This is a genomic window from Massilia yuzhufengensis (genome assembly GCF_900112225.1).
Taxonomy (GTDB): domain Bacteria; phylum Pseudomonadota; class Gammaproteobacteria; order Burkholderiales; family Burkholderiaceae_D; genus Telluria; species Telluria yuzhufengensis.
Window position 1 is genome coordinate 19,766 of record NZ_FOLD01000007.1, and the last position, 22,364, is coordinate 42,129.

Here is a 22,364-nt window from a genome sequence, read left to right on the forward strand (position 1 = left end):
GAGAAGATATGAGCGGTAAGCGGTACACAGAAGAATTCAAGATTGCAGCGGTCAAGCAGGTGGCGCAGGGCGGTCATCCAGCGAGCGAAGTAGCGGCGCGGCTCGGGATAAGCATTCATAGCCTCTACACTTGGACGAAGTGCTACAGCGTGCCTGAGGCGGAGCGCAAGGCCGTCGATGCCCAAGCCGACGAGATGCGGCGCCTGAAGGCCGAGCTCAAACGAGTCACGGAGGAGCGTGACATATTGAAAAAGGCCGCGGTGTACTTTGCCAAGACGTCCGGGTGAGGTACACCTTAATTGCTGAGTTACAGGACCAGTTCCCGGTGCGTCGGCTGTGCAAAGTGCTCGAGGTGCATCCGAGCGGCTTCTATGCCTGGCGCCTGAACCCTGAAAGCCGTCGCACCAAAGAAGACAAGCGCCATCTGGTTCCAATCAAGGAATCGTGGCTGGAAAGCCGCAGCGTGTACGGCTACCGCAAAGTCAGCGACGACCTGCGCGAGCTTGGTGAGCAATGCGGCGTCAATCGCGTCCACCGCCTTATGAGGTCGGCCGGGATTCGTTCGCAGACCGGTTACGCCAAGCGGAAATACAAACGCGGCGGCGCCCCTTCGCTGGTGGCTCCTAATCATCTTCAGCGCCAATTCGACGTGCAGGAACCGAATCGGGTCTGGGTGACGGACATCACGTACATTCGCACTTACGAAGGCTGGCTTTATCTGGCCGTTGTACTGGACCTGTTTTCGCGTCAGGTGGTCGGCTGGTCGATGAGTTCTCGAATTGATCGCGAGCTGGCGATGAATGCGCTTTTGATGGCCGTCTGGCGTCGACAACCCAAGAATACGGTGATGGTGCATTCCGATCAGGGCAGTCAATTCAGCAGCTACGACTGGCGCGACTTCCTGGACGAGCATAACCTGCAGCAGAGCATGAGCCGACGTGGGAACTGTCATGATAACGCCGTGGCCGAGAGTTTCTTCCAGCTCCTAAAACGGGAACGAATCCGACGCAAGACCTACGGCACTCGGGAAGAGGCAAAGCAGGATGTCTTCGATTACATCGAGATGTTTTACAATCCCAAGCGCCGGCACAGCTTCAGCAATGACTTATCGCCGGTCGAGTATGAAAAGCAGTATTTCAAGCGGCTCGCGAGTGTCTAGGAAACTCGTGGCGATTCAAAGTGTCTGTCATGCTGGGGGAATGCCACTTCGCCCCTTCCCCGCTCCGAGTACCATTCCAAGTACTCTCCAAAGTACGAATACGCTGACGATGCCCCAGAATGCGTATTTGACGATGTGTTTAATCAATCGCGGCGAAAGGGCCAAGAACGCTAGTATCAGGACAATGAGCAACCCAGTCAGAAGTACAAGCATACGTTTTCCTTGATCCTTGACCTACCCGCCAATGACAGCGATCTGCTTGCCCATGTCGAACGCAGCTGCCACGATCGCGGGATGCTTGCTGGCCGCTGCATGAGGCGCGGCGTCATCCCAAGTCGGAAAGCGTACCGCCGCGTCCACGACAGGGCCATACGCGCGTTTCGTCATCGCGGGCGTGTCATCCAGGTGAACGAGGAATTCGTCACGCTCTCTCAGCCACACCACGAAGCCGACGAACTCCGCATCTGCTGGCACTCCATGAGTGGCGCGTAGCTCATCAACATCTACCGGTGTCAGCCCTTCACGACGCTTTTCGCGGGCCTGTCGAGCACGTTCTTCGACCGTCCCACGCTGTTTCGCTTGTCCCATATTTTTCCGTTACTTGCCTACCAGGCGGAAATACTGCAGCGCCGGGTCGCCAGAGAATTGATCTGTAATCTCAACCGGGTTGGAGCTGATCACTTTAGCTGCGACGCGATTCGAAGCCGTATTGAGCTTGTCCACCACGACCTCGATATAGAATTGCGGGACCTGCTGCTTAAGACCGTTATGCAGTTCGACGATGCTGCTTTCGACGATTTCTTGCGCCAGTCCGATGCCCCGGAACTTCTCTGCCACGGCATAGGCGAGCGCAAAGCATGGCTTCCCTTCATAGGGCTCGGCAGGCAACAGCGATACGAGAGCGCGAACGGTTCCTTTGTCATCGATTTGGGTAAAGGTAAGGCGAGAGTCACCGTTCGCATCGTCTCTCAAAACCCAAAGGTCTGGCCGTAGCTTGCAGCGCGTCGGCGCGATGTAACCCTTGCTGTACGCTTGTTGGAAGCTTTTCAAAGCCGCTTCCATGTCAACTTGGTTAGGCATAGGTTCCTTTGACTCCTGGGCCGACACCGTGCCGACCCTCTCAATGCCGCTGCCCGCTCGTAGCGGGCAATCGGTGCTGCTGGGCCTTTTCCGCTTATTTCTTCGTTGGCTTGTAGGGCTGGAAGTGCCAAGCGTCTCGCGCAGCTTCGCACTTAACCTTTTCTTCGCCCTGGATCCTGTCAAATCCTTTCGTCACACACGCGCGGAGCATCAGCTTGGCCTCCGGTAGACGCTCGCTGTAATACTTGAGCCACTTCTTCTCGGCCGCGACGTCCTTTTGCGTTGCTGTAGCAGCTGGCGACATGAGGGCCAGTAAAGGCAGCAGTAGGGAAAGAAATTTCACAGTGTTTTTTGGGTTTGGCTACCAGCCGGGACGGGGCGCACACGGCGCCGAGTTTCCGGCCTACGCTGGCAGCGTATCCTGGTCAAGGCCAATCTCACGACGTGCCGCGACGATAAACGCTCGCAACATGTCATTCGTGAACCAGCTCTTTTCGGTCAGGTGCATCACCCATTGAAGAATTTTTTCTGCCGAGTTGATGCGATCAAGGCTAATTTCGTAGTCGCTTGGACCGTGGATAGTTAGCCACCCCGCATCAACCGAGATGAGGCGTGCGCGGGCCTCAATTTCTGAACGGTGGGCGTCTGGATCATATTTCTCTACCATGGATATCTCCACATACACTAGCTTCCGGCCAGCTGCGGGCGCCGCAAAGCGCAGTTCTCCATTATTACTTAAGCCGAGTAAACCGCACCATGTCTACATGCCGGTTGCCGGTCATGGACTCAAGATGCTTTGATTCGATCCGCACGAGGCCCTGGCCCTCCATCGCTTCCAGATCGCGAACGAACGCGGCAAAGCGCTCGTAGCCGGCGTCATCATCAACTTGGCCAACCGCCACCATTCCACCGTAAGTCATCGTACCGATCGCACCGATAGCGGTCGCGTCATAGGTCTTCTGGGAGAGCATCATTCATACCTTATTCCAGCTTCCGGCTGGTGCGTGGCAATAGCGCCGTTTTCCTATTCCTCAGTCGTGCCGGTTAACACAGCATGCATGTCGAACATGTGCAGGTAGTCCCGACGCGTAATCGTTCGAGGACCATCATCCAAGGATACCTGCCACGGCTGGATGACCACTGGGTAAAAGCCAGTTACCGAATAGAAGGCTTCCTGTAAAAGGACACCCCAGCGAATACCATTTTTCGGCACGATCAAGATACTTTGTCGTCCTATTGGAACGCCGGCATTCTTCACGTGCCCTTTGAGTACGTCGAGCATTCGTTCGTTGCTCACTGCCTGGCCTTCGATTGGAAAGACACATGGAATGCGTCTGTACTCCATGCGATCAATCCGACGGCCTTGAGCAATGAGGGCAGCCAATGCTTCAGCGGACTCGGCTTCTGGCAGTGGTTCATCGATATAAAAAGTCAGCACTTGTTTTTCCGAGGGTTACAGGGTTGATGACGCGGCCAGGCGCGCAAGCAAGGCTGCGGCCACTTCGCGAGCGCGGCCGGCGTCGAGGTGCAGGCGACCGCAAGCGTCTTTCCACCCCGGCCAGTTCACCAGGTTGATCGACCCGTTCGCCGATTGCTGCGTTTGCGCCCACTGCATCATGCTGCTGATCTCGGCACTGGTGAACTGCGACAGGATCGATTCGGCGCCGTCTGACGGACCGAGGATCACGACCGAGGCCTTCCAAGCGTCGACTTCGCTTACCTGTCCATTTGCTTTCTTGAAGAGCATGGTTTTCCTCGGCGTATTGGTTACATTGGCCCAGCGTAGACAAGCGAGCCATCGTTGAAGAGGCAGGCAACCAGCCGCGCTACTTTTGGGCCGTCAGAGTCGGTTATATGGTAGAGCGTAGTCAAATGCTCCCATATCGAGATCCGGACCGGCTCTAGCAGGTGTTTTTCTAAGCTCACAGCTATTGCGTCGACAGCTTGCTCATAGTCGTCGCATCGGTTATCGAGCCGAAAGCTAGCCACGAATTTCTGCATACTTTATTCCTCGACTCGGCGGGAGAACAGGTCCGCTGAAAAGATCAAACCCATCGTAGCAGTGAAGCATCCGCCCACGATGAGTACACCCAAGATCATCGCTCCTGGCGGAAGATCCAAGAACTCAAAAGATGACTGGCGATACTGTTCACGGCACGATGAGATGTACCAGAACGTTGGCATCCAAACCCCGAACAGTACATGGAACGCGGTGTACATGCCGAGGGCGTTTTTTAGCTTGGTAGCATTCTTAGCCATTTGTTTGGTCCGTTAATGCGTAGTACAAATGCCACCACCATCCGGTCCGTGTCTCGACCTTAGACATGCAAGTCAGGTCCGGTGGTAGGCCTGGCGCGGGACCAGGACACATCCCAGTAGATAATGCGTATCGCTGATTCTCAACCCTTATAAGGGCCGATCCCATAGCCAAGATGGTCAGCAACAGAACACCGATAAAAAGATTCTTAACCACTGTGTTTTCCTCGGAGTCAGCCCAGCGCGTCGATCTTCGCGTACAAAGCGTCGATTTCGGCCTGCATGGCGCGGTTCTCTTCGTCGTTGGCGTTCATTTCATCCGAGAGCACGCGAATACGCTCTTCCATTTCTTCTTTCGTCGCAGGTCGGGAGCAGCGTTTGCCATCGTTGTTCCTTATCGCGGGTCCGGCACCGTGCCGACCCTCTCAATGCCGCTGCCCGCTCGTGGCGGGCTACGGGTGCTGCTGGGTCTTTTCCTTTACTCCGCGACACGAATGCCCAGGTTAGAAATTTTCTTCAACGCTGCCTGGTCTTCCTCAGCTATCCACCAAGCGCCGAGTACGTCTGACCACCGAGCGCCGCGAGCAGAAACCTTCTTGTCCAGGTCAAACGGGACGTCCAAGATGATACGCCCTGCCTTGGGATCGAACGGCGCTTCGCCACTCCATTCTGGCGGCTGTACCCAACGCCACGTTTTGTAAGTACCCGCGGTGTCGATCACAAAGCGCTCGTCTTTCACAGAGCCGGTGTTAATGTCGAACACAGTCGCGACCACTTCAGGGTTCCCATAGTAGGGAGCACGACCGGTTAGATGGCCAACGAAAGTAACTTTCGCGATGGTGTTGCCCCAGGTTGTTCGGTGAATCCAAAAGCCAGGCTTACGACCGAATTCAACGTACATTTGGTAGATGTTCATACAGATGCCTAGTTTTTCCGAGGTTTAGGCAGCTAAGGGGCCACGCCCTTCATGCACATACTGAGGGAAAGCAAACGGCTGATGCCCCTTATCTAACACCGACAAGCACTCGGCGCCGCCGATCTGCATTCCTTTTTGAAAATCTGGGCTATCGTGTCTACGCAACGAAGAGAAGGTGTACTTCGGAATATCGTCCAGATAGGTCGCTAGTAGCGTTTCATGACCTCGCACCATCAGTCGAAAAAATGACTCATCGTCGGGTATCGCGACACCTCGACGCTGTAGACAACAGTCGAAAAAACCTATGAAGTAGCCTCGCACTATGTCTTTTTCCAGCGCCGCAATAAAGTCTGGCTGAAAGCGGCACAACATGACTTGAAGCCGTAGCAAGCGCGCAATTTTATCGACCAGGTCATGGTTGATCTCCACTCTTTTCTTGAACAGCCCAAACATTTCTTACTTCCTTATACCGGCACCGGCCAGCTGCGGGCGCCACCAGAGCGCAGTTTTCCGTTCTCGTTTGTGATAGAGCTCATGCGCAAAATACTGCATCGTAGCCGCCACGCGGACCCGACGCGGCTGCGAGCTCATCGACTAGGCCGATATCCTGCAGGTGCTGCACGATGCTGAGGAATTCGCTTAACCCAGTAATACCCACTTCACGATAGATCTTCCCGTCACTATTGCGTAGCCCAATTTGCATGCGTGCATTTCGCACTTCGCGGGAGGTGCCCGCCTTCATCTGAAATTTGTCGGTGATCTCGCTGTCGTACTCGGCCATGTTCGTTCCCTCAACGCGGTGGCTAACGAAGACGGTTTCGAAATACGCACTATCAGCGACTGCGTCACCTTTGCTCGCGGCTTGCCCAATACGCTCTTCGCGACTGCCGCGCTGTTTCGCTTGTCCCATCCTGCTCTCTCTCATCGGCAAACCGGCCGGAACGGGGCGCCGCTTGGCGCTAAGTCGTTTTCCGACGTGTATCACCCTAAAAAACCGTCCCGTCGCGCAGCATCAATTAGCTTCAGCTGACTCCCATTGAAATGAGCATTCGCGTAATCGATCATAGCCAGGTTGTGTTGTGAGACACGACGGAACCCGATCATTCTCGCGCCGCGATTTGCATCGCCGACGCCTTCGCCGCGGTTTCGCGCAAGCGTGTAGAAGAACGCTCGCACCGCTTTCCTTCCTCGACTCAGAAAGAAGTAGAAGACAGCAACCGCGGCAAGAAGAATTATGATAATGGTCATGGCAAGTTTCGATTATGGTTCAGCGATCTTTTTTCCGCTCCAGTCAGCTAGCGGTACCAGGGGGAGTCCAGCCGGCCGCCCTGGCGATCAACTCCCATTGCGGCACTTGGGACGCAACATGTTGTTCACAGTAGCGTTGCACACGGTAGATTCCATCGGACGCCTCTTTGCGACTACCCGAATTCATGCTGTAGTTCCGTGCGAAGTCGAGCAGTCGAAACTTCTTGGCATGCGCTAATTCGGGCTGTTCACGGAAAAACTGGGCCATCTTCTTCAGGGTTTCGCAAAGCCGTGGATCTTGCATTTTTACGGTCAACTGATCCAGCTTGTTAATTACAGCAGGTCCGCTGCCCATGTGGGAGAGCAGCGTTAGAACATCCCTGTATTCCTTTTTATCGTCCGTGGCCATTGTGCTTTTCCCTCTACTCAGCCGGCACCGCGCCGACCCTCTCAATGCCACGGCCCCGTCATGCGGGGCAATGGGTACTGCTGTGTCTTCCGTCATAGTTGGGCTCGATGGCCAAGGCTTGCTCGCGAACGATCATCTGCTTCCCGGCACCCGCGCTCCATGTTCGCTCGACCAACCAGCACGCGACACCCAACAACTATTGCGTCCATTCACTCCAGTTGCACTTTTTGCATCCAATAACGTAATATTCGTCGTCGCGATCGGGATGGGAAATAGTCTTACGGTCAAACTGGTTTTCGCCGCATTTAGGGCACCGCTTATAAGGTAGCGGATCATTGCGGGCGTCTGTGTCGATCGTTAATTCTTCTAAACGTTCGTTAAGGAGGCGAACGATCGATGCTTCAGATTGCGATTCAGAAATACGTGCAGCGACTTCGGCGATTGCTTTTTTGCTCCGCACCTTGAACCCAAGATAATCGGCGAGCAGCGCAGGGAGCGGCGTATCATCGACCATGATTGGAATGATACGAAGGGTATTATCATCAACCCGGCGACGCAAGTATGCGCGCATTTCGGTCCCCACCCAGTTAGATGCAGCCGCGTCATACGACCAAAAGATCACAAAAACGCGAGCCTCTGCTAAACCATTTTCTATTCCTCCGATTAATGAATCCCCAGGCTTGAGGTTCCATTCGTCATACCAAACACTCTGGCCATTAGCGGCAAGTGCCGTTGCAAGGAGTCTCGCCAGCGGCTTTTGTTTCTTGTTGTGGCTGATGAAATACACAATTTTTCCTTGGTCTAGCTGAGCTTGTTCCATTCGATGATCGCGTCGCGCTTAGTGAACATCGGGTGACCGATGACACGGTGGCCAATCGCGAGTTCACTGCTCTTTGAGCAGACGGCAAACCAGCGGCGCAGACGCGGATTCCTCACCTCGGCAGGCGCGTGACACTTCGGGCAGTTCTGCGGCTTGGGCGAGACGTTCTTCTCGCTCATCGTTCTCTTTTCAAAACAACAATCCATCAGTAGGCAAAGTTCGCGGCACGTCCCTGTCGCCCATCTCCACGAGCGCGCGATTGATAAGTTCTATGCACATATCTTCTGGTATCTCTGGAGTTACCAGTGCCCACATCTAGAGCTGCGCTACCGCATCGGGACCCAGTTCATATCGCAGCATGGTTCGGAGTTCATCTTCTCGATCACGAGACCATGTTGTTGACCGCGTAGTGCTGTTCATCTTCTTAAAGCGTTCCAACGCCTGAAAGTCGGCGAAAACTGTATGTGCCCTGCGAACCATGCCCTTTTCCAGTTAATTACCCTTGCGTACGACTCTCGTGAACGGAGCAGCATTCGAAGCCAACCTCAAAATCCATCGATCTGATTCGTCAAGAGGCTCACCATGCGAAATCTTTTCACAAACGTCAAAGAGGTCAGACACAAGCCCAAATTGTTCGCCAGCGTCTCGAAGTGTCATGACGTGAGAAACATCTTCGTCGGATAACTTCATTTCGTTCCGGTCGACTGGTACCGTCTGGAGAGACTGGCCAATGCCACGTTGAAGGTCTGGCAGAAAGGCAGCGGTATCTGCGTCTAATCCAGTGTTGGGGACTGCCAGTTCTATCAAAACATCAAGGGATGCCTTAAACCAGTCAGCGCCTCGCCAAGGGCCATCGTGTACCATAGCAAGGTAGTCAATGGCACGGCTAACAATTTTCCAGTCGCCAAACATCTCGTCCGCAAACCCGGCATGCTGCTCGGCAATACTAGCAAGCTGCTCCGTCAGCGTTTCGACCCAGTCGCTAGAGACACCCGGCTGGTGCCATAGGACCTGCCGGATAAATCGGCTGCATGAGATTCTTAGTCCGCGCTTCCACTGTTCTTCAACCGCTGTTGATTGATCTCGCGACTCATTCACGTTGCTTGTTCCTTTTGCCAGCGACCGGCTAGCTATCGGGCGCCATCAGGGCGCTGTCTTCATTAGTGTCTTGGAGGCGAAACGCCGCTCCGGCATGCCCTGCCTAGTCTTTCACGTCAATACGACTTAAGATCTGGAGCAAATCATCTTTTGACAGCACGAGTTGGCAAATTTTCTTTTCCTGGTCGTCGCTGTTCAGCGTCATTACATCAATGATCATGAGAGGTGCGTCGTAGACTGTCTTTGCAGTTTTAGGAAACTGTAGCCATCTTGACGACACTTCGCAGACGGCCTTCCGCTCCATTACGTTTGCCAACCTAACGCGATGCTGTCGGGTCGGCCCGTTTTTACTTGTCATATTTACCTTGGCGTGAGGTCACGCGTTCTTTTCCTTGACATTTGAATCAGGCTGAAGACGCAGGTTACTCGAAAAATTGCCCCTGGCGACGCATGTTATGGCTTGAATACCTTTACTAACTCGGACCAATTGCTTATCACAAGGGAAATGGCAGTAGACACAATAATGCTGAGTACTGCCCACCTAACGGTAGCCTTTACACCTTGCTTCCCTTCAAGCTGAACGGGGCGGATAATGTTCTTGTAGACTTCCTCATATTGTTCCGCCACAGCGCTTACACCCCGAAGATGCTTTTCTATTGTTTGGATTTGGGAAAGTAACGGCTTGAGAAGATTATTTTCTTCAGCAGCTTTTCGAGCATCTTTGAGCTGGGCATTAACGCTAAGAATGTCGTTCATCAAACGGTCGGGATCAAATGTCAGGATATCTTGTAATCGCCCCTCTAAGAGCGCACGACTGTCGTCTTTTTCAGCAAAGGTGGTCGCTATCGCATCTAAATGAGTGAGAAGGTGTTCAGCTGTCTTCTTCGTGTATCCTGCAAGAACAAGTGGTTTGAAGCCGTCTTCGCCAATTTCTTCGTAATAAATACTGCCTTGCTCGCTTAGTTCAAAGAGATAGCTGTCGAGCACATTCGCGTTTGGGAAGTAAGGCTTCAAGTAATCGAACATCTCTTGCAGACGCTCCTCGACGAATGCCTTCTCATTCGCATAATTAATGAAAGCCGCGAGTATCCGAGCAGCTTGGAGATTCGAAATTTTCTCGACCGGCAAGGATTTGGCGGGAATAGATATTTTTTGATAAGTGGTGAATTTGGGCGGCGCCATAATCAGATAAATGAATTTATTTGTTTTCTCTATGTTGACGCCGCATAATGCGCTGCGTGCTTGCCTTGTCGTACGAGTTTCTTTTCGGCATCAAATCACCCTGGCAACGATAGCGCCTAAGCGGACGGGATCGGCGTCGATGAGACGCTTCGTGGCCGTCAGCGTTTCATGGCCGAGCAGCTCGTTGATGTGTCGAAGATCGAAGCCGTTGTTCGCCAAGCGCACAGCAAAGGTGCGGCGACCCGACATCGCGCTTGCGCCCTCGATACCGGCCTGCAGGTGCAGCTTGCGAAAGAGCTGGCTGAGCGAGTCGCATGAGTAGCTGGGGGTGCCAGAGCGAGTTCGACGCTCGATCAGCTTGTACGGCTGGCCTTCCCCGGTCGAGAAAAGGGGCCCGTCAGGGTCCAGGCCCCTGAATGCGGTAGCCATAGGAGTAGTCCCTTGGCGTTGGTCGGTGCGGTACGCCAGATAGGCGTCCATCGCATTCGTGACCTTCGCATTCGACCAGTAGATCGGGCGCTCCTTGCCGTTGTAAGCGATGGCCGCGTCAACGCAGGACTTCACGCGCACGGACCCGTCGCCGTTCAAGTATGCGCGAACTGGCATTCGAGCGATCTCAGTGAGCATCATGCCAGTACCGTACACAGTCGTGAGTAACGCGACGTTCCGCAGGGGCGACTCGCCCGATATCCCGGCCGCCTTGAGGAGATGCCGCAACCGACCTTCCTCGATATAGGGTGCTTTCGCCATTCGTTTTAGGCTTTCTTCGTGATCTGTTCAGAGGCAGTATCACGCCAGATTACCCGGAGACGTGCTTCATAGCAAGATGGCAAGCGACGTTCTCGGAAAAGTGCGCGGCGCGATTTTTCAACCCGCCAACTCAAGATTTTCCGCTTACAAGCTTCGCGTTTCCATAAACTCACTAAGTGAGCTGGGCACATACTTAGTTCATGGTCGTTTTGACCTGCATTTCACGTGTTTGACTGGCAGGTAACCTTAAGGTTTTAAGACGCCAGTCTATCCTGCCAAAGAACCAATCCTTGAAATGCAGTCTTCAGCTCGTCCAATCCGCTTGCGAACGGCGGCGACACCGCGATTTGCTCAATACCTCAGCATTCACCAAAGGCAAACTGCCGTTCAGTATCTGCGCCAGTTGAACTCGCCAAGTGTGCATCGGTCGAGCGACGAGGGAATTGAATCAGACTGGCGGCCACGACCCCTTGGTAATAGCTCCCCATTTAAACTGGAGGCATACATGGATCAGCAAGCGATTGACACCGCTATCGAGCGTCGCGCGTCAAGCAATCGTGCCGACATTCGGTTCATCAGGTTGAAGGAGGTGATAGCGATCTGCGGAAAGTCGCGCAGCAGTGTCTACGACGCGATCAAGAAGGGCGCGTTCCCAAGGCCAGTAAAGCTCCAGGGTCGATCGGCAGCATGGATCAAGAGCGAAGTCGAGCAGTGGGCGGTGCAGTGCATTCGTGCTAGCCGCCGAGATTGCGACTCCTAGCCTGCCGCCCCACTGTCGAGTAAGCCCAACAGACGCCGTAGTTCCGCTATCACTTCTGCTAAGTCCGGCGCCATGAGTTTGCTCTTCGAAAGAAATGCTCGCCACTGCTGCTGTTTGGTTGGACTCGCCGCAAAAGCGTCAGACAGTCCGAGCGGCGCGGCCTGGGGCACCTCAGTTCTCCGGCGGGCAAACGTGGCCTGGACCGCCTGACGGAGAATAGCCTCATCGATCTCGGCATAGGTCGCAAGGAACCACAGGTCGAAGTAGTCCTTCAGGCGCGTGTTCGCCATACCCAAGCTGACGATCGCTTCGTACTTTTCGGCGATGACGGTGTACACGGGATAGGCACGCAACGATGGTGGCGCGACATCGTCCAAAAGCGCTGGAAACTGCACGAGTTCTGCTGCAGGCGTCACGGCATCGCCGTATCCAACGTCAATCTGCACCGAACAGCGCGCGCCGTCCAGTGTGCCGAGCAGGGTAACTCGCACGCCTTCATAGTTGGCTTCCTTGCGAATCCGCGCCGCCTGCACGCTGCCCTGGTCGAAGACCATCCCGTCATCGGATGGCTGAGCACAGACCTGCTGAAAGACCTCGATCAGGTCGTCAAGCTCGGAAGGTCCGAAGCCAAGCAAGTCGATGTCCCGGGTTGGCCGGTGCGGTTGGTCGAACCACAGGTCGAAAAGGAGCGCGCCTTTCAGCAGGAACTGATCGGCCCAGGGCGACACGCTCAAACGGTACAGCAGCCGCTCAAGCGAATACCGCGTCAGGATCAGGTTGAAGTCCGTCCTGTCGGCCCGTGCGCGGTTCAGAAGCAGTGCGCGAACCGATGCAGCACGATTCGCTGCTTTCATGCCGCCCCCACCGCTTCCAGATACGGACGCATGACGTTTGCTACCCTGCAGATCTCCGCATAGCGCCACAGTTCGTCCATTGTCGCCCGCTTACCGTGCCAGGCTTCGCGCAGGGCTTCGAGCGCCACATCGAGGCCAATCTTGTTGCGGAACTTGAAACAGTCAGCAACCGTCTTCGCCACGCTGAACACGCGCACCTGGGCGCCAGCAAGGTCTGCAATGTCGACGCCCTCGGTCATCGCCGGTCCCGACATGCGGACCACCCGTAGCGGTGGATAGTCGAAACGCGGAGCACGAGCCTTGTGCGGTATCGCGAGCCAGACGTCGGATGACTGCTGCGTGGTCAGGTCATGAAAACGCAGCGCGGAAAGCAGGCATAGCACCCCGCTTCCGCTGCGTGTCGTTACCTCGGCAAAGCTCTCGTACTCGGACCCAGACCGGTCGGGCAATGTATACAGGCCGCGGCCGAGTTTGAGCAGCCGGCCTTCGTCGGTCAGCAAGGCCAGCAGTGCGCGCGATGCACCGGCACTGTCCACGTCTCGTGTACGCAGTATGCCTTTGGACCGGGCAAGCTCAAGAATTCGTTCAGCTTGTTGACTCATGAAGCCAGTCTACACAAAACATCGGCATTTATCCATATCTGCCGACATGTTGTTCAAAATCTTCTATTCTGGAGTGCCTAAACCGGATGCAGACTGAAGGCATCGAATCCATTGGATTTGCATGCGATTGCAAACAGATTGATTGCTCTACGGCAGCATGCTTCGGCATACAATTGATGAGTCGACAAAACATACCGAAGGTCATGCAGACCATTCCTCACTACGATCAGAACGCCGAGCAGCTTGTCTCCCAGTACGAATCGCTGACCTTCGAGCATGTGCACCCTGCCCTCCTGGATCTGCTGCCACCGCCCGGCGCGACGATTCTTGACGTCGGCGCCGGTTCCGGAAGGGACGCTGCCTGGTTTGCGGCCAAAGGATACGATGTCGTCGCCGTTGAGCCCTCGGAATCGATGCGTACGCTGGCGCGCCAGCGCCATCCTTCGCCACGCATTCACTGGGTGGCTGACAGCCTGCCGGACCTGGCCCAGGTACGCCGGCTGGGGCTCACCTTCGATCTGATCCTGCTCTCTGCGGTCTGGATGCACGTTCCACCGGCTGCCCGCCAGCGTGCCCTGCGAAAGCTGGCGACGCTGCTGTCGCCAAATGGACGCATCGCCATCAGCCTTCGCATCGGTCCACCCGATACCGAACGCGCCATGTACGAGGTGACGCTGCCGGAGCTGGCGGCGATGGCCCAGCAGTTCGGCCTCAGGTTGGTACGCACCGACGATAGCCCAGACAGGCTGGGTCGGCCGGGCATTTCGTGGACGACGGCGGTTCTTGGCCTACCCGATGATGGCTTAGGCGCACTTCCGCTTCTACGCCACTTGATCCTCACCGACGGGAAGTCATCGACCTACAAGATTGCGCTGCTACGTATCCTCGCCAGGATCGCCGATACCGCGGCCGGAGCTGCCCGCCACGAATCGGACTCCGTTGTCCTGCCAATGGGCCTGGTGGCGCTCTTTTGGCTACGCATGTACAAGCCGCTCATCGAGGGTGGGCTTCCCCAGATGCCGCCCAACCGGGCCGGGAACGCACCGGGCTTCGTGACCAACAATTTCACTGCCTTGCGCCCTATTCGCCCGGTGGACCTCCGTGCGGGGATGGCGTTCTACGACAACACGGCGCGGCACCTTCACGGCAGCCTGTGGGAGATCTCCAGGCTGATACGCGAAATGCCGGTCAAGTACCTGCGCTGGCCGGCGAGCGACGAGAACATCTTCCACATCAGGCACCAGCGCCGCACATCGACACCATCAAGCCTGCGGATCGATGATCCTTTCCTGTGGAGCTTCGGCGAGTTCCATGTTCCCCTCCAGATCTGGGATGCGCTCAGCCACTATAACGTTTGGGTCGAGCCCGTCCTCGTTGCGGAATGGGTACGCCTAATGGAGTCCTACGCCGGGCAACTCGGTCCGGTACTCGGCCAGACTGCGTACTCGTTGCTGGTCTGGGCAGACCCCGAGCATGACACCAGCCTAGCGCGTGCCGCTGTCGAACGGATTCGCACCCAAGGTAAGTCCGTCTACTGCGTCTGGTCTGGCCAGCGATTGCGGGATGACTACGACATCGACCACTGTTTCCCCTTCGCCGCATGGCCCTGCGGTGACGCCTGGAACCTGATGCCGGCATCGAAGCGGATCAATAACGAGAAGTCGAACCGCCTGGTCACCCAGACCGGACTGGAACGCGCCAGCGATCGGATCACCGAATGGTGGGAAGAGGCCTTCCTGTCGGCGGGAAGCGAGGCGCGTCACCGCTTCTTCCTCGAGGCCGAGCAAACCCTGCCGATGCTGGAGACTGCCGCTTCTCCGGCAGACCTGATCGATGCGATGAAGGTGCAGCGCATTCGCTTGGCAAAGGATCAGGGTTTGCGCGCATGGGAACCAGGCGCAATCAAGGAGCAGCTTGCACTTACCCCAGACTACAGTTGATTGGCAACGCGGCGCAGCTGATTACGTCATGACGTAATCTCCCATAGTGTCGAAAGTCACTCACCTGCGTTCTTTCGCGATTAACGCCGCGGTTTGGTCGCTTGCGCAATAGTCGGCCCATGCCTGCATCAGGATCACACGCTTGTCGAGCAGGTCTCCGCGCCTGTATGCCGCCTCCACCCTGTCCGGCAGGTTGTGCGCCAGTGCATGTTCACATACCTCACGCGGGAACGAGTTGCCCTCCCACTCCGCGCACCAGTCGCGGAAAGTCGAGCGGAAGCCATGGACGGTGATGTCACTTCGCCCCATTCGTCGCAGGACGGCCGTCAGGCTCATGTCGGACAGCGTCGTCTTCGCGTCACGCCCCGGAAAAACAAAGCCTCCATGACGCTCCAGCGCACGCAGGAGGGCTATCGCACCGGTGGACAGCGGCACGCGGTGCTCCTTCCCTGCTTTCATGCGCTCGGCGGGGATTCTCCACAGCTTCGCTTCAAGGTCGATCTCATCCCAGGTCGCGCCGCGCACCTCACCCGACCGGCACGCCGTCAGGATCGCGAACTCGATCGCGCGGGCAGAGACCCCTTCGCGCTGCCGCAGGTCCCACATGAAGCTGCCCACTTCACGCCATGCCAGCGCGGGATGGTTCTTCACCGGCGCGATCTTGTTCGGGTTGGCGAGCAGGTTCTCCAGGTGCCCGCGCCAGCGCGCCGGATTTACGTCATGACGTAGTTTGCGCGTGGCCGCCCAGTCTAGGATGCTCTCGATCCGCCCGCGCAGCCGTGTGGCGGTCTCCGTCTTCGTCTTCCAGATGGGGCTGAGCACCTTCACGATCAGGTCCGTGTCCACATCGGCCACCGGCAGCGCACCGATGACAGGGCTGGCATACATGGCGAGCGTGGTCTCCCACTGCGCCGCGTGTTTGGCGCTCTTCCAGCTGCCACGGTGCGCGTCGATGTACGATGCAGCGCATTCGTCGAAGCTCACGCGCTTGGCCTGGCGCTGCGCATGCTCGGTTCGGGCTCTATCCCGTTCCTCCAGCGGGTCGCGCTTATCCAGCAGAAGCAGGCGGCATTCGCGCGCCTTCTCACGCGCGAGCGCCAGGTCGACGGTGATGCAGGAGCCAAGTCCCATCTCGCGGCGCCGTCCGGCGAGATCGTAGCGAAAGATCCAGCTCTTCGATCCGCTCCTGGACACCTGCAGCCACAATCCGCCACCATCGCCATAAAGACCTGGCCGGGTCACGGCGCGCACCTTGATCGCAGAAAGCTTGTTGATCGTGTAGCTCATCGGTGTACCCACCTTTCGACCACATTTTTCACTCTCAAACCTACCCACCACCCTACCCACTCGAACGAGCGGGATGCAGGTAGATTCTAGTGGACGTCGGTGGACCCCGATTTTGACATTTCTCCTATGAGGAGACGAAAAAAAGCCCCAACGTGTGGGGCTTCAGTTCAGTATGCTTGGCGGAAGCGGTGAGATTCGAACTCACGAACGGGTTCCCCCGTCGGCAGTTTTCAAGACTGCTGCCTTCAACCACTCGGCCACGCTTCCTTGAGGAACCGGCATTATACATAAATCACCAGCGCCGGACAGGACGCATGTGAAGCCGCAGGCAGTGCGAAGGAATTGGGTACCGGCCTTCGCCGGTAGTCGTAGGCGCCAGTGGCGCGTACGACGGGCCGCTGTTCGTGGCCGGGGTCGAGCACACGCTCCTAAGCCACCAGCAACCAGTTCTCCCGCAAGCATCGCTCGAAGTCCAGCGCCGGCACCGGCTTGCTGTACAGGTAGCCCTGCACCTCATCGCACCCCGCCTCGCGCAGGAAAGCCAGCTGCTCCAGGGTTTCGACACCCTCCGCAATCACCCTCAACCCCAACTGCTGCGCCATGCTGATGATGGTCCCCGCAATCGCGCAATCGCTCGCATCGTCCGGGATCCCGCAGGTGAACGAGCGGTCGATCTTGAGCGTATGGATCGGGAAGCGCTTCAGGTAGGACAGGCTCGAATACCCGGTCCCGAAATCGTCCAGCGACAGCGCCACCCCCAGCTGGTTGATCCGGTCCATGATCGCCGTCACGCGCTCGAAGTCGTGCATCAGCGTGCTCTCGGTGATCTCCAGCTCCAGCCAGGACGGATCGAGCTGGTAGCGCGCCAGGGTCTCGGCCACGCGCACCGGCAGCGCGGGCGTGAACTCGCGCGCCGACACGTTCACCGCCAGCCGGAATGGCGGCAGCCCGGCGCGCTGCCAGATCGCGGCCTGCGCGCAGGCCTGCTCCAGCACCCACTCGCCCACCTGCACGATCAGCCCCGTGGTTTCGGCCAGTGGGATGAATTCGCTCGGCGGCACCAGGCCGCGGGTCGGATGCATCCAGCGCACCAGCGCCTCGGCGCCGACGATGCGGTCGCTGCCGATCTCGAACTTGGGCTGGTAGTACAGGATCAATTCGCCATTGCCCAGCGCCTGGCGCAGGCCGGACTCGATGCGCATGCGTTCCTGCATGCCCTGGTTCATGTCCTGGCTGTAGAAGGCCACGCTGCGGTCGGGGTTCGATTCGTCCTGCTTGGCCCGCTCCATCGCGATGTCGGCCAGGCCCAGCAAGGTCTCGGCATCGCTGCCGTCCTGCGGATACACGCTGATGCCGATGCTGGCGCCCACGCGCAGGTCGTGGCCGCCGATCATGAAGGGCGCGTCCAGCGCGGCCTGCAGCTTCTGCGCCACCGTGGTGGCCTCGAAGTGCTGGCGGATGTCGAACAGGCCTACCGCGAATTCGTCGCCGGACAGGCGCGCCACCACGTCTTCGTCGCGCAGCGTGTCGCGGAAGCGCTGGGCCACCTGGCGCAGCAGCTCGTCGCCGATGCGCCGGCCCAGGGTGTCGTTGATGCGCTTGAAACGGTTCAGGTCGACGAACAGCACGCAGCCGGCCGCCTCGTTGCGCTGGGCGACCATCAGGGCCTGGTCGACCAGGCGCGCGAACAGCGTGCGGTTCGGCATGCCGGTCAGTTCGTCGTAGTAGGCCAGGTGGTGCAGCTGTTCCTCGGCCTGCTTGCGCTCGGTGATGTCGGTCAGGTAGGCGATCAGGCCGATCGGGCGCTCGGCCAGGTCGCGCAGCGGCGACAGCGACAGGCTGGCCCAGAACACGTCGCCCGATTTTTTGCGGCGCCGTACTTCCATCATGCGCCCGCCCTGCTCCGCGAAGGTGTCGTGGAAGCCTTCGTCCTCGTCGGCGTACAGGAACAGGATGTTGCGGCCGATCGCTTCCAGCGCGCTGTAGCCGAACAGTTCCTCGGCGCCGCGGTTCCAGCTGGTGATATAGCCCATCTGGTCCATCGTCAGCACCGATTCGTGGATCTGGTCGAGGATCTGCGACTGGTGTGCGAGCTGGGCTTCCATCGCCGCGTAGGCGTGGGTCGAGCGCACCGCGAGCGAATGCACCTGCAGGAGCGATGCCGTCAGGTGGGCCAGGCTGGCCAGCTGGCGGGCGTCGTCGGGCGCGTAGTGGGCGCGCCCCGCCACCTCATAGATGCCGAACTGCTCCGAGGCGCCGGCCACCACCTGGCGCAGCACCGGGCTGGCGCCGATCGGCGAACCGACGCCGGCGCCGGCGCCGGGCAGGAAGCGGCCGCGCGGGCTGGCCAGCAGGTCGGCCGCGGCCTGGCCGAGCGCGTCGTGCAGGGCCTCGCCGCGCAGGCGCAGGACCGCGTCGCACACGGCGGCGGTGGCGCCATTGAAGTCGAGCGCCCGGTCCACCGATGCTACTTCGTGCATGTCACACATTGCGGCCCACCTGGATCGCCCAGTGATAGGCATTGAGCTGGCTGTGCCACCAGTCGGCCGGCGCGATGCCCGCCTCCAGCAGGTCGCCGCGCGACGGGTGGTTTTCGGTCAGGCGCAGCCAGCGGCCCAGGGTGCCGGCGCGGCTGAGCAGCGCGTCGGACACGTGCTGCGGCAGGTGCAGTTCGGCGACGATCTCGGTCATCGGCATGTGCAGCAGCCGGTCGAGCAGCGAGAACACGCCGGCCATGAATGCCAGGTCGCCTTCGTCGCGGTCGCCGCCCCTGGCCTTGCACAGCGCCTCCAGTTGCGCGCCGCGGCGCGCGGCCAGCGGCAGCAGCAGGTTCGGCAGGCCGTCGGCGCCCTGGCGCGCGTACAGCAGCAGTTGCAGCCAGCGCTGCAACTGGCGCCGGCCGAGCAGGCTGATGGCCTGGTTGAAGCTGGTGATCTGGATGCTCACCGCAAACGCCGCCGAATTGACCAGCTTGAGCAGGTGGAAGGACAGCGCCGGGTCCTGCTTGAGCTGCTGTTCGATCTCGCGCGAATCGGCGTCGCGCGAGAGCAGGCCAAGCAGGGTCAGGATGCGGCGCTTGGTGTTGCCGTCATGCGCGTCGCCGTGGGCGAGAAGCGGGTCGTAGGGATAGTCGCCGCCGAACCAGTCGAAGCCGGCCATCTCGCAGGCCGAAAACCGCTGGGCGCTGTCGACGCCGCGCGCCAGGTGCGGGCCGAACAGCGCGACCAGCCGGCCGTGCGGCAGGGCGTCGTGGGCGCAGTCGCGCGCGATGGTGCGCAGCGCGGGCGGCACAGGCACGCCGGCCGGCGTCGCGCCGTCCAGCCAGATGCGGTAACCAAATTCATGCAGTTCGGCCAGGCGCCGCCCTGCCCCATCCTGCGCCAGCGCGGCGGCGGCAACGACGAAGCCGATGCGGTTGGCCGGCATCAGGGCCAGCACGGGCGGGGTGAGCGCAAACGGGTCGTCCAGCATCAGCAGGCCGTCGAGCGGGGCGATGGCGGCCAGCAGGTCGGGGGCGCCGAACAGGGCCTGCAGGCGCTGCGTTAGGCCGGGACCGTTGTCGACGCGCAGGCACAGCGCAACCCATTCGTTCTGCCCATTGGCGACCGGATCGATTGCTACCAGCGGTAACGGGTGTGGGTCCAGCTCGGCCATTGTGGTGGGCTCTCAGTGATATTCGATCAATCTTATTGCACCGATTATCAGAAAGCAACACCTTTTGTTTCTCTACGGATACTTTCTATACATACTCACGCAATATCACGCATATTCGTCGTTTCCTGCGCGCTGGATGGCGAAACGGATCAGTTCCGCCTGTCCTTCGATGCCCAGTTTGCGCTTGATATTCAGGCGGTGTGTCTCGACCGTGCGCACCGATAAATCCAGGTCGCGCGCGATCTGCTTGTTCGACTGGCCGGCCGCGATGTGCTTCAGTACTTCCTGTTCGCGCGCGGTCAGCTGGTTGTCGGTCGCCAGCGGGCCGGCCAGCTGGCGCGCCAGCGCGGCGCTGTAGTAGATGCCGCCACCCATCACGGTGTCGATCGCCAGCACGATGTCCTTGCCCGGCGCGTCCTTGAGCACATAGCCGCGCGCGCCGGCCTGGATCGCCTGGGTCACGTATTCGGGCTTGTCGTGCATCGACAGGACCAGCACCGCGATGCCGGGATAGCGCTGGGTCAGGCGGGCGGTGGCTTCGATGCCGCTGCCGCCCTTCATGTTCACGTCCATCAGGACCAGGTCGGGCTGGCAGGCCCCGGCCTGCTCCAATGCTTCCTGGCTGGAGCCGGCCTCGCCCACCACGCGCAGGCGCGGCGCGGCTTCCAGCCTCGCGCGCAGGCCGTCGCGCACCAGGGGGTGGTCGTCCACCAGCAGGATCCGTACTTCGATGTCGCTCATGTCTGTTCCTTCAGGTCGATGCTGGCCACCACGCGGGTGCCGAGCGGCGAGGAATCGATCGCCAGGCGCCCGCCAATGGCTTCCATCCGCTCCATCATGTTGCGCAGGCCGATGCCGCGCTGCGGGTGGACCGCGATGCTGTCGGCATCGAAACCGCCGCCGTCGTCCACGATGCTTAACGTGAGGCAGCGGCCGCGCCGCTCCAGACTCATCTCGATGTGCCGCGCGCCGGCGTGGCGTTCGGCGTTGGTCAGGGCCTCCTGGGCGATGCGGAACAGCACCGTGCCGGCCATCTCGGGCAGCGCGTCCATCCCGCCCTCCTGGCGGAAGCGCACCGGCGTGCCCGCATGCTGGCCGAATTCGCTGGCCAGGTGATCGAGCGCCGGGGCCAGGCCCAGGTCGTCCAGCAGCGCCGGGCGCAGGTCGTGCGAGATGCGGCGCACTTCGCCCAGCACCGACTTCACCTGCTCCACCGTGCGATCCAGTCCGGCGCGCGCGGCCTGCTGCTGTGCTTCGCTGCCCGCCAGGCGGATGATGCCGGCTTCCAGCTGCAGCTTGACCGAGACCAGCGCCTGGCTGATACCGTCATGCAGGTCGCGCGACAGGCGCGCGCGCTCTTCTTCCTGCGATTCGACCACGCGCTGGGCCAGTGCCTTGAGCTTGGCGTCGGCCACGCGCAGCTCGCGCAGGTTCAGCACCAGGCCGCCGCTGGCCACCGCCACCGACGACAGGATCGCCAGCCCGGCGATCCACAGCAGGGTTTCTTCGATATTGCGCGACTGCTGGGCGTCGACCTGGGCCAGCGCGGCTTCGACGTCGTCGAGGTAGATGCCGGTACCCATCACCCAGCCCCAGTCGGCCACCGGCACCACGTAGCCCAGCTTGGGCGCCTGGGTTTTCGATGAAGGCTTGGCCCAGGTATAGCGGTGGAAGCCGCCGCCGGCGCGGGCGCGCTCGATCAGGCGCTGGATGGTGGGGGTGCCGGTGGCGTCCTTCCAGTCCCACATGGCGGTGCCGACCAGCTCCGGCTGGCGCGGGTGCATCAGGCTCTTGCCCTGCATGTCGTAGACGAAGAAGTAGCCGTCGTCGCCGAAACTGAGCGAGGCCAGGATGCGCTGGGCTTCGGCCAGCGTGGCGGGGTCGCGCCGGCCGGAGCGCACCAGGTGGCCGATCGACTGGCTGGCCAGGGCCACGTAGTGGCGCAGCTCGGATTCCTTGCTGGCCAGGTAGGCGCGCTGGATGGTGGCGCGCTGCTGGTGGGCCAGCTCGGTGGCCTGCTGGCGCACGAACAGCGCGATCGCGCACAAGGCCACGATCAGCGGCGCGATCGCCAGCACGATGACCTTTTGCCTCAGACGCATGTTGTTTGTTCCAAAGTTTCTTTGAAGATGCATTTTAAGCGATCGTAGGGTGGCCGGCTCGGCCGGCCGCGCGTTCGAACAAATCGTGAATAGTTACGTCTGTCCACAGGACCGTTGAACGCGCGGCCGGCGAAGCCGGCCACCCTACGTACTAATACGCACGCACTGCGTAATCATGCGCTTGTCGTGCTGATATTCATGCAACATACTCGCCGGTACGCTGTCCAAAAATCCGCCGGTCGACATC

At 59.2% G+C, this 22,364-nt stretch carries 27 protein-coding genes and 1 tRNA gene; 3 read left to right on the plus strand and 25 right to left on the minus strand.

What is annotated here, in order from left to right; genetic code table 11:
- Positions 1 to 8: 8 nt before the first annotated feature.
- Positions 9 to 1,159 (plus strand): IS3 family transposase gene (locus tag BM031_RS08070; RefSeq protein ID WP_091873978.1). Its coding sequence is split into 2 segments (ribosomal slippage): positions 9 to 249 and positions 249 to 1,159, totalling 1,152 coding nucleotides; the frame shifts between segments, so codons are not numbered across the junction.
- Positions 1,160 to 1,393: 234 nt separating this feature from the next.
- Here the strand turns inward: BM031_RS08070 and BM031_RS08075 are convergent.
- The 17 genes from BM031_RS08075 to BM031_RS08155 all read right to left on the minus strand — a co-directional run bounded on the left by BM031_RS08075 (position 1,394) and on the right by BM031_RS08155 (position 10,918).
- Positions 1,394 to 1,747, minus strand: a complete 354-nt coding sequence (locus tag BM031_RS08075; RefSeq protein WP_143084529.1) for a hypothetical protein — start codon at positions 1,745 to 1,747, stop codon at positions 1,394 to 1,396.
- A gap of 9 nt (positions 1,748 to 1,756) precedes the next feature.
- Positions 1,757 to 2,239, minus strand: a complete 483-nt coding sequence (locus BM031_RS08080) for a GNAT family protein (RefSeq protein ID WP_091873523.1) — start codon at positions 2,237 to 2,239, stop codon at positions 1,757 to 1,759.
- Between the two features lie 94 nt (positions 2,240 to 2,333).
- A complete protein-coding gene (locus BM031_RS08085) occupies positions 2,334 to 2,582 on the minus strand; it encodes a hypothetical protein (RefSeq protein WP_177207684.1) in 249 nt (82 codons plus the stop codon).
- A 60-nt stretch (positions 2,583 to 2,642) separates the two neighbouring features.
- On the minus strand, positions 2,643 to 2,906 hold the full coding sequence (locus BM031_RS08090; protein ID WP_143084530.1) for a hypothetical protein: 264 nt from the start codon (positions 2,904 to 2,906) through the stop codon (positions 2,643 to 2,645).
- Between the two features lie 64 nt (positions 2,907 to 2,970).
- Positions 2,971 to 3,213 carry a hypothetical protein gene (locus BM031_RS08095; protein WP_091873531.1) on the minus strand — a complete coding sequence of 81 codons (243 nt, stop codon included), beginning with the start codon at positions 3,211 to 3,213 and terminating at the stop codon, positions 2,971 to 2,973.
- Between the two features lie 50 nt (positions 3,214 to 3,263).
- The gene (locus BM031_RS24975; protein ID WP_143084531.1) at positions 3,264 to 3,677 is read right to left on the minus strand and encodes a hypothetical protein; all 414 of its coding nucleotides are present in this window, start codon (positions 3,675 to 3,677) and stop codon (positions 3,264 to 3,266) included.
- A 15-nt stretch (positions 3,678 to 3,692) separates the two neighbouring features.
- The gene (locus BM031_RS08100; RefSeq protein ID WP_091873534.1) at positions 3,693 to 3,986 is read right to left on the minus strand and encodes a hypothetical protein; all 294 of its coding nucleotides are present in this window, start codon (positions 3,984 to 3,986) and stop codon (positions 3,693 to 3,695) included.
- Positions 3,987 to 4,973: 987 nt separating this feature from the next.
- The gene (locus BM031_RS08115) at positions 4,974 to 5,411 is read right to left on the minus strand and encodes a hypothetical protein (protein WP_091873542.1); all 438 of its coding nucleotides are present in this window, start codon (positions 5,409 to 5,411) and stop codon (positions 4,974 to 4,976) included.
- 24 nt (positions 5,412 to 5,435) lie between these two features.
- Positions 5,436 to 5,864, minus strand: coding sequence for a hypothetical protein (locus BM031_RS08120; protein ID WP_091873545.1), 429 nt, complete (start codon positions 5,862 to 5,864; stop codon positions 5,436 to 5,438).
- Between the two features lie 79 nt (positions 5,865 to 5,943).
- On the minus strand, positions 5,944 to 6,192 hold the full coding sequence (locus BM031_RS24980) for a hypothetical protein (protein ID WP_143084532.1): 249 nt from the start codon (positions 6,190 to 6,192) through the stop codon (positions 5,944 to 5,946).
- Positions 6,193 to 6,392: 200 nt separating this feature from the next.
- On the minus strand, positions 6,393 to 6,659 hold the full coding sequence (locus tag BM031_RS08130) for a hypothetical protein (protein WP_091873550.1): 267 nt from the start codon (positions 6,657 to 6,659) through the stop codon (positions 6,393 to 6,395).
- 43 nt (positions 6,660 to 6,702) lie between these two features.
- On the minus strand, positions 6,703 to 7,068 hold the full coding sequence (locus BM031_RS08135; protein ID WP_091873552.1) for a hypothetical protein: 366 nt from the start codon (positions 7,066 to 7,068) through the stop codon (positions 6,703 to 6,705).
- A 196-nt stretch (positions 7,069 to 7,264) separates the two neighbouring features.
- Positions 7,265 to 7,888, minus strand: a complete 624-nt coding sequence (locus BM031_RS08140; protein WP_091873555.1) for a toll/interleukin-1 receptor domain-containing protein — start codon at positions 7,886 to 7,888, stop codon at positions 7,265 to 7,267.
- Entirely contained in the window at positions 7,870 to 8,067 is a 198-nt protein-coding gene (locus BM031_RS24985; protein ID WP_143084533.1) for a hypothetical protein, read from the minus strand. The genes BM031_RS08140 and BM031_RS24985 overlap by 19 nt, the downstream gene beginning before the upstream one ends.
- Positions 8,068 to 8,380: 313 nt before the next feature.
- A complete protein-coding gene (locus BM031_RS24990; protein WP_143084534.1) occupies positions 8,381 to 8,986 on the minus strand; it encodes a hypothetical protein in 606 nt (201 codons plus the stop codon).
- Positions 8,987 to 9,439: 453 nt separating this feature from the next.
- Positions 9,440 to 10,168, minus strand: a complete 729-nt coding sequence (locus BM031_RS08150) for a hypothetical protein (protein ID WP_091873560.1) — start codon at positions 10,166 to 10,168, stop codon at positions 9,440 to 9,442.
- Positions 10,169 to 10,258: 90 nt separating this feature from the next.
- Positions 10,259 to 10,918 carry a tyrosine-type recombinase/integrase gene (locus BM031_RS08155; RefSeq protein ID WP_091873564.1) on the minus strand — a complete coding sequence of 220 codons (660 nt, stop codon included), beginning with the start codon at positions 10,916 to 10,918 and terminating at the stop codon, positions 10,259 to 10,261.
- A gap of 505 nt (positions 10,919 to 11,423) precedes the next feature.
- Between BM031_RS08155 and BM031_RS08160 the strand changes: the two genes are divergently transcribed.
- The gene (locus tag BM031_RS08160; RefSeq protein ID WP_091873567.1) at positions 11,424 to 11,678 is read left to right on the plus strand and encodes a helix-turn-helix transcriptional regulator; all 255 of its coding nucleotides are present in this window, start codon (positions 11,424 to 11,426) and stop codon (positions 11,676 to 11,678) included.
- Here the strand turns inward: BM031_RS08160 and BM031_RS08165 are convergent.
- Together BM031_RS08165 and BM031_RS08170 are read right to left on the minus strand one after the other, a co-directional pair.
- Positions 11,675 to 12,532, minus strand: a complete 858-nt coding sequence (locus BM031_RS08165; RefSeq protein WP_091873569.1) for a nucleotidyl transferase AbiEii/AbiGii toxin family protein — start codon at positions 12,530 to 12,532, stop codon at positions 11,675 to 11,677. The genes BM031_RS08160 and BM031_RS08165 overlap by 4 nt on opposite strands.
- Positions 12,529 to 13,134, minus strand: coding sequence for a type IV toxin-antitoxin system AbiEi family antitoxin domain-containing protein (locus tag BM031_RS08170; protein ID WP_091873572.1), 606 nt, complete (start codon positions 13,132 to 13,134; stop codon positions 12,529 to 12,531). The genes BM031_RS08165 and BM031_RS08170 overlap by 4 nt, the downstream gene beginning before the upstream one ends.
- 203 nt (positions 13,135 to 13,337) lie before the next feature.
- Between BM031_RS08170 and BM031_RS08175 the strand changes: the two genes are divergently transcribed.
- A complete protein-coding gene (locus tag BM031_RS08175) occupies positions 13,338 to 15,074 on the plus strand; it encodes a class I SAM-dependent methyltransferase (protein WP_177207685.1) in 1,737 nt (578 codons plus the stop codon).
- A 60-nt stretch (positions 15,075 to 15,134) separates the two neighbouring features.
- On the opposite strand, the gene BM031_RS08180 is transcribed toward BM031_RS08175, so the two are convergent.
- The 6 genes from BM031_RS08180 to BM031_RS08205 form a co-directional block, all read right to left on the minus strand.
- The gene (locus BM031_RS08180) at positions 15,135 to 16,361 is read right to left on the minus strand and encodes a tyrosine-type recombinase/integrase (protein WP_091873578.1); all 1,227 of its coding nucleotides are present in this window, start codon (positions 16,359 to 16,361) and stop codon (positions 15,135 to 15,137) included.
- A gap of 177 nt (positions 16,362 to 16,538) precedes the next feature.
- Positions 16,539 to 16,628 (minus strand) — tRNA-Ser (locus BM031_RS08185).
- Between the two features lie 161 nt (positions 16,629 to 16,789).
- A complete protein-coding gene (locus BM031_RS08190; RefSeq protein WP_091873581.1) occupies positions 16,790 to 18,841 on the minus strand; it encodes a putative bifunctional diguanylate cyclase/phosphodiesterase in 2,052 nt (683 codons plus the stop codon).
- 1 nt (position 18,842) lies between these two features.
- Positions 18,843 to 20,015 carry an HDOD domain-containing protein gene (locus tag BM031_RS08195; RefSeq protein ID WP_091873583.1) on the minus strand — a complete coding sequence of 391 codons (1,173 nt, stop codon included), beginning with the start codon at positions 20,013 to 20,015 and terminating at the stop codon, positions 18,843 to 18,845.
- Between the two features lie 105 nt (positions 20,016 to 20,120).
- Complete coding sequence (locus BM031_RS08200; RefSeq protein ID WP_091873586.1) at positions 20,121 to 20,756, minus strand: response regulator; 636 nt, start codon at positions 20,754 to 20,756, stop codon at positions 20,121 to 20,123.
- Positions 20,753 to 22,117 carry a cache domain-containing protein gene (locus tag BM031_RS08205; RefSeq protein ID WP_091873589.1) on the minus strand — a complete coding sequence of 455 codons (1,365 nt, stop codon included), beginning with the start codon at positions 22,115 to 22,117 and terminating at the stop codon, positions 20,753 to 20,755. Before BM031_RS08205 ends, BM031_RS08200 begins: the two co-directional genes overlap by 4 nt.
- Between the last annotated feature and the right edge of the window lie 247 nt (positions 22,118 to 22,364).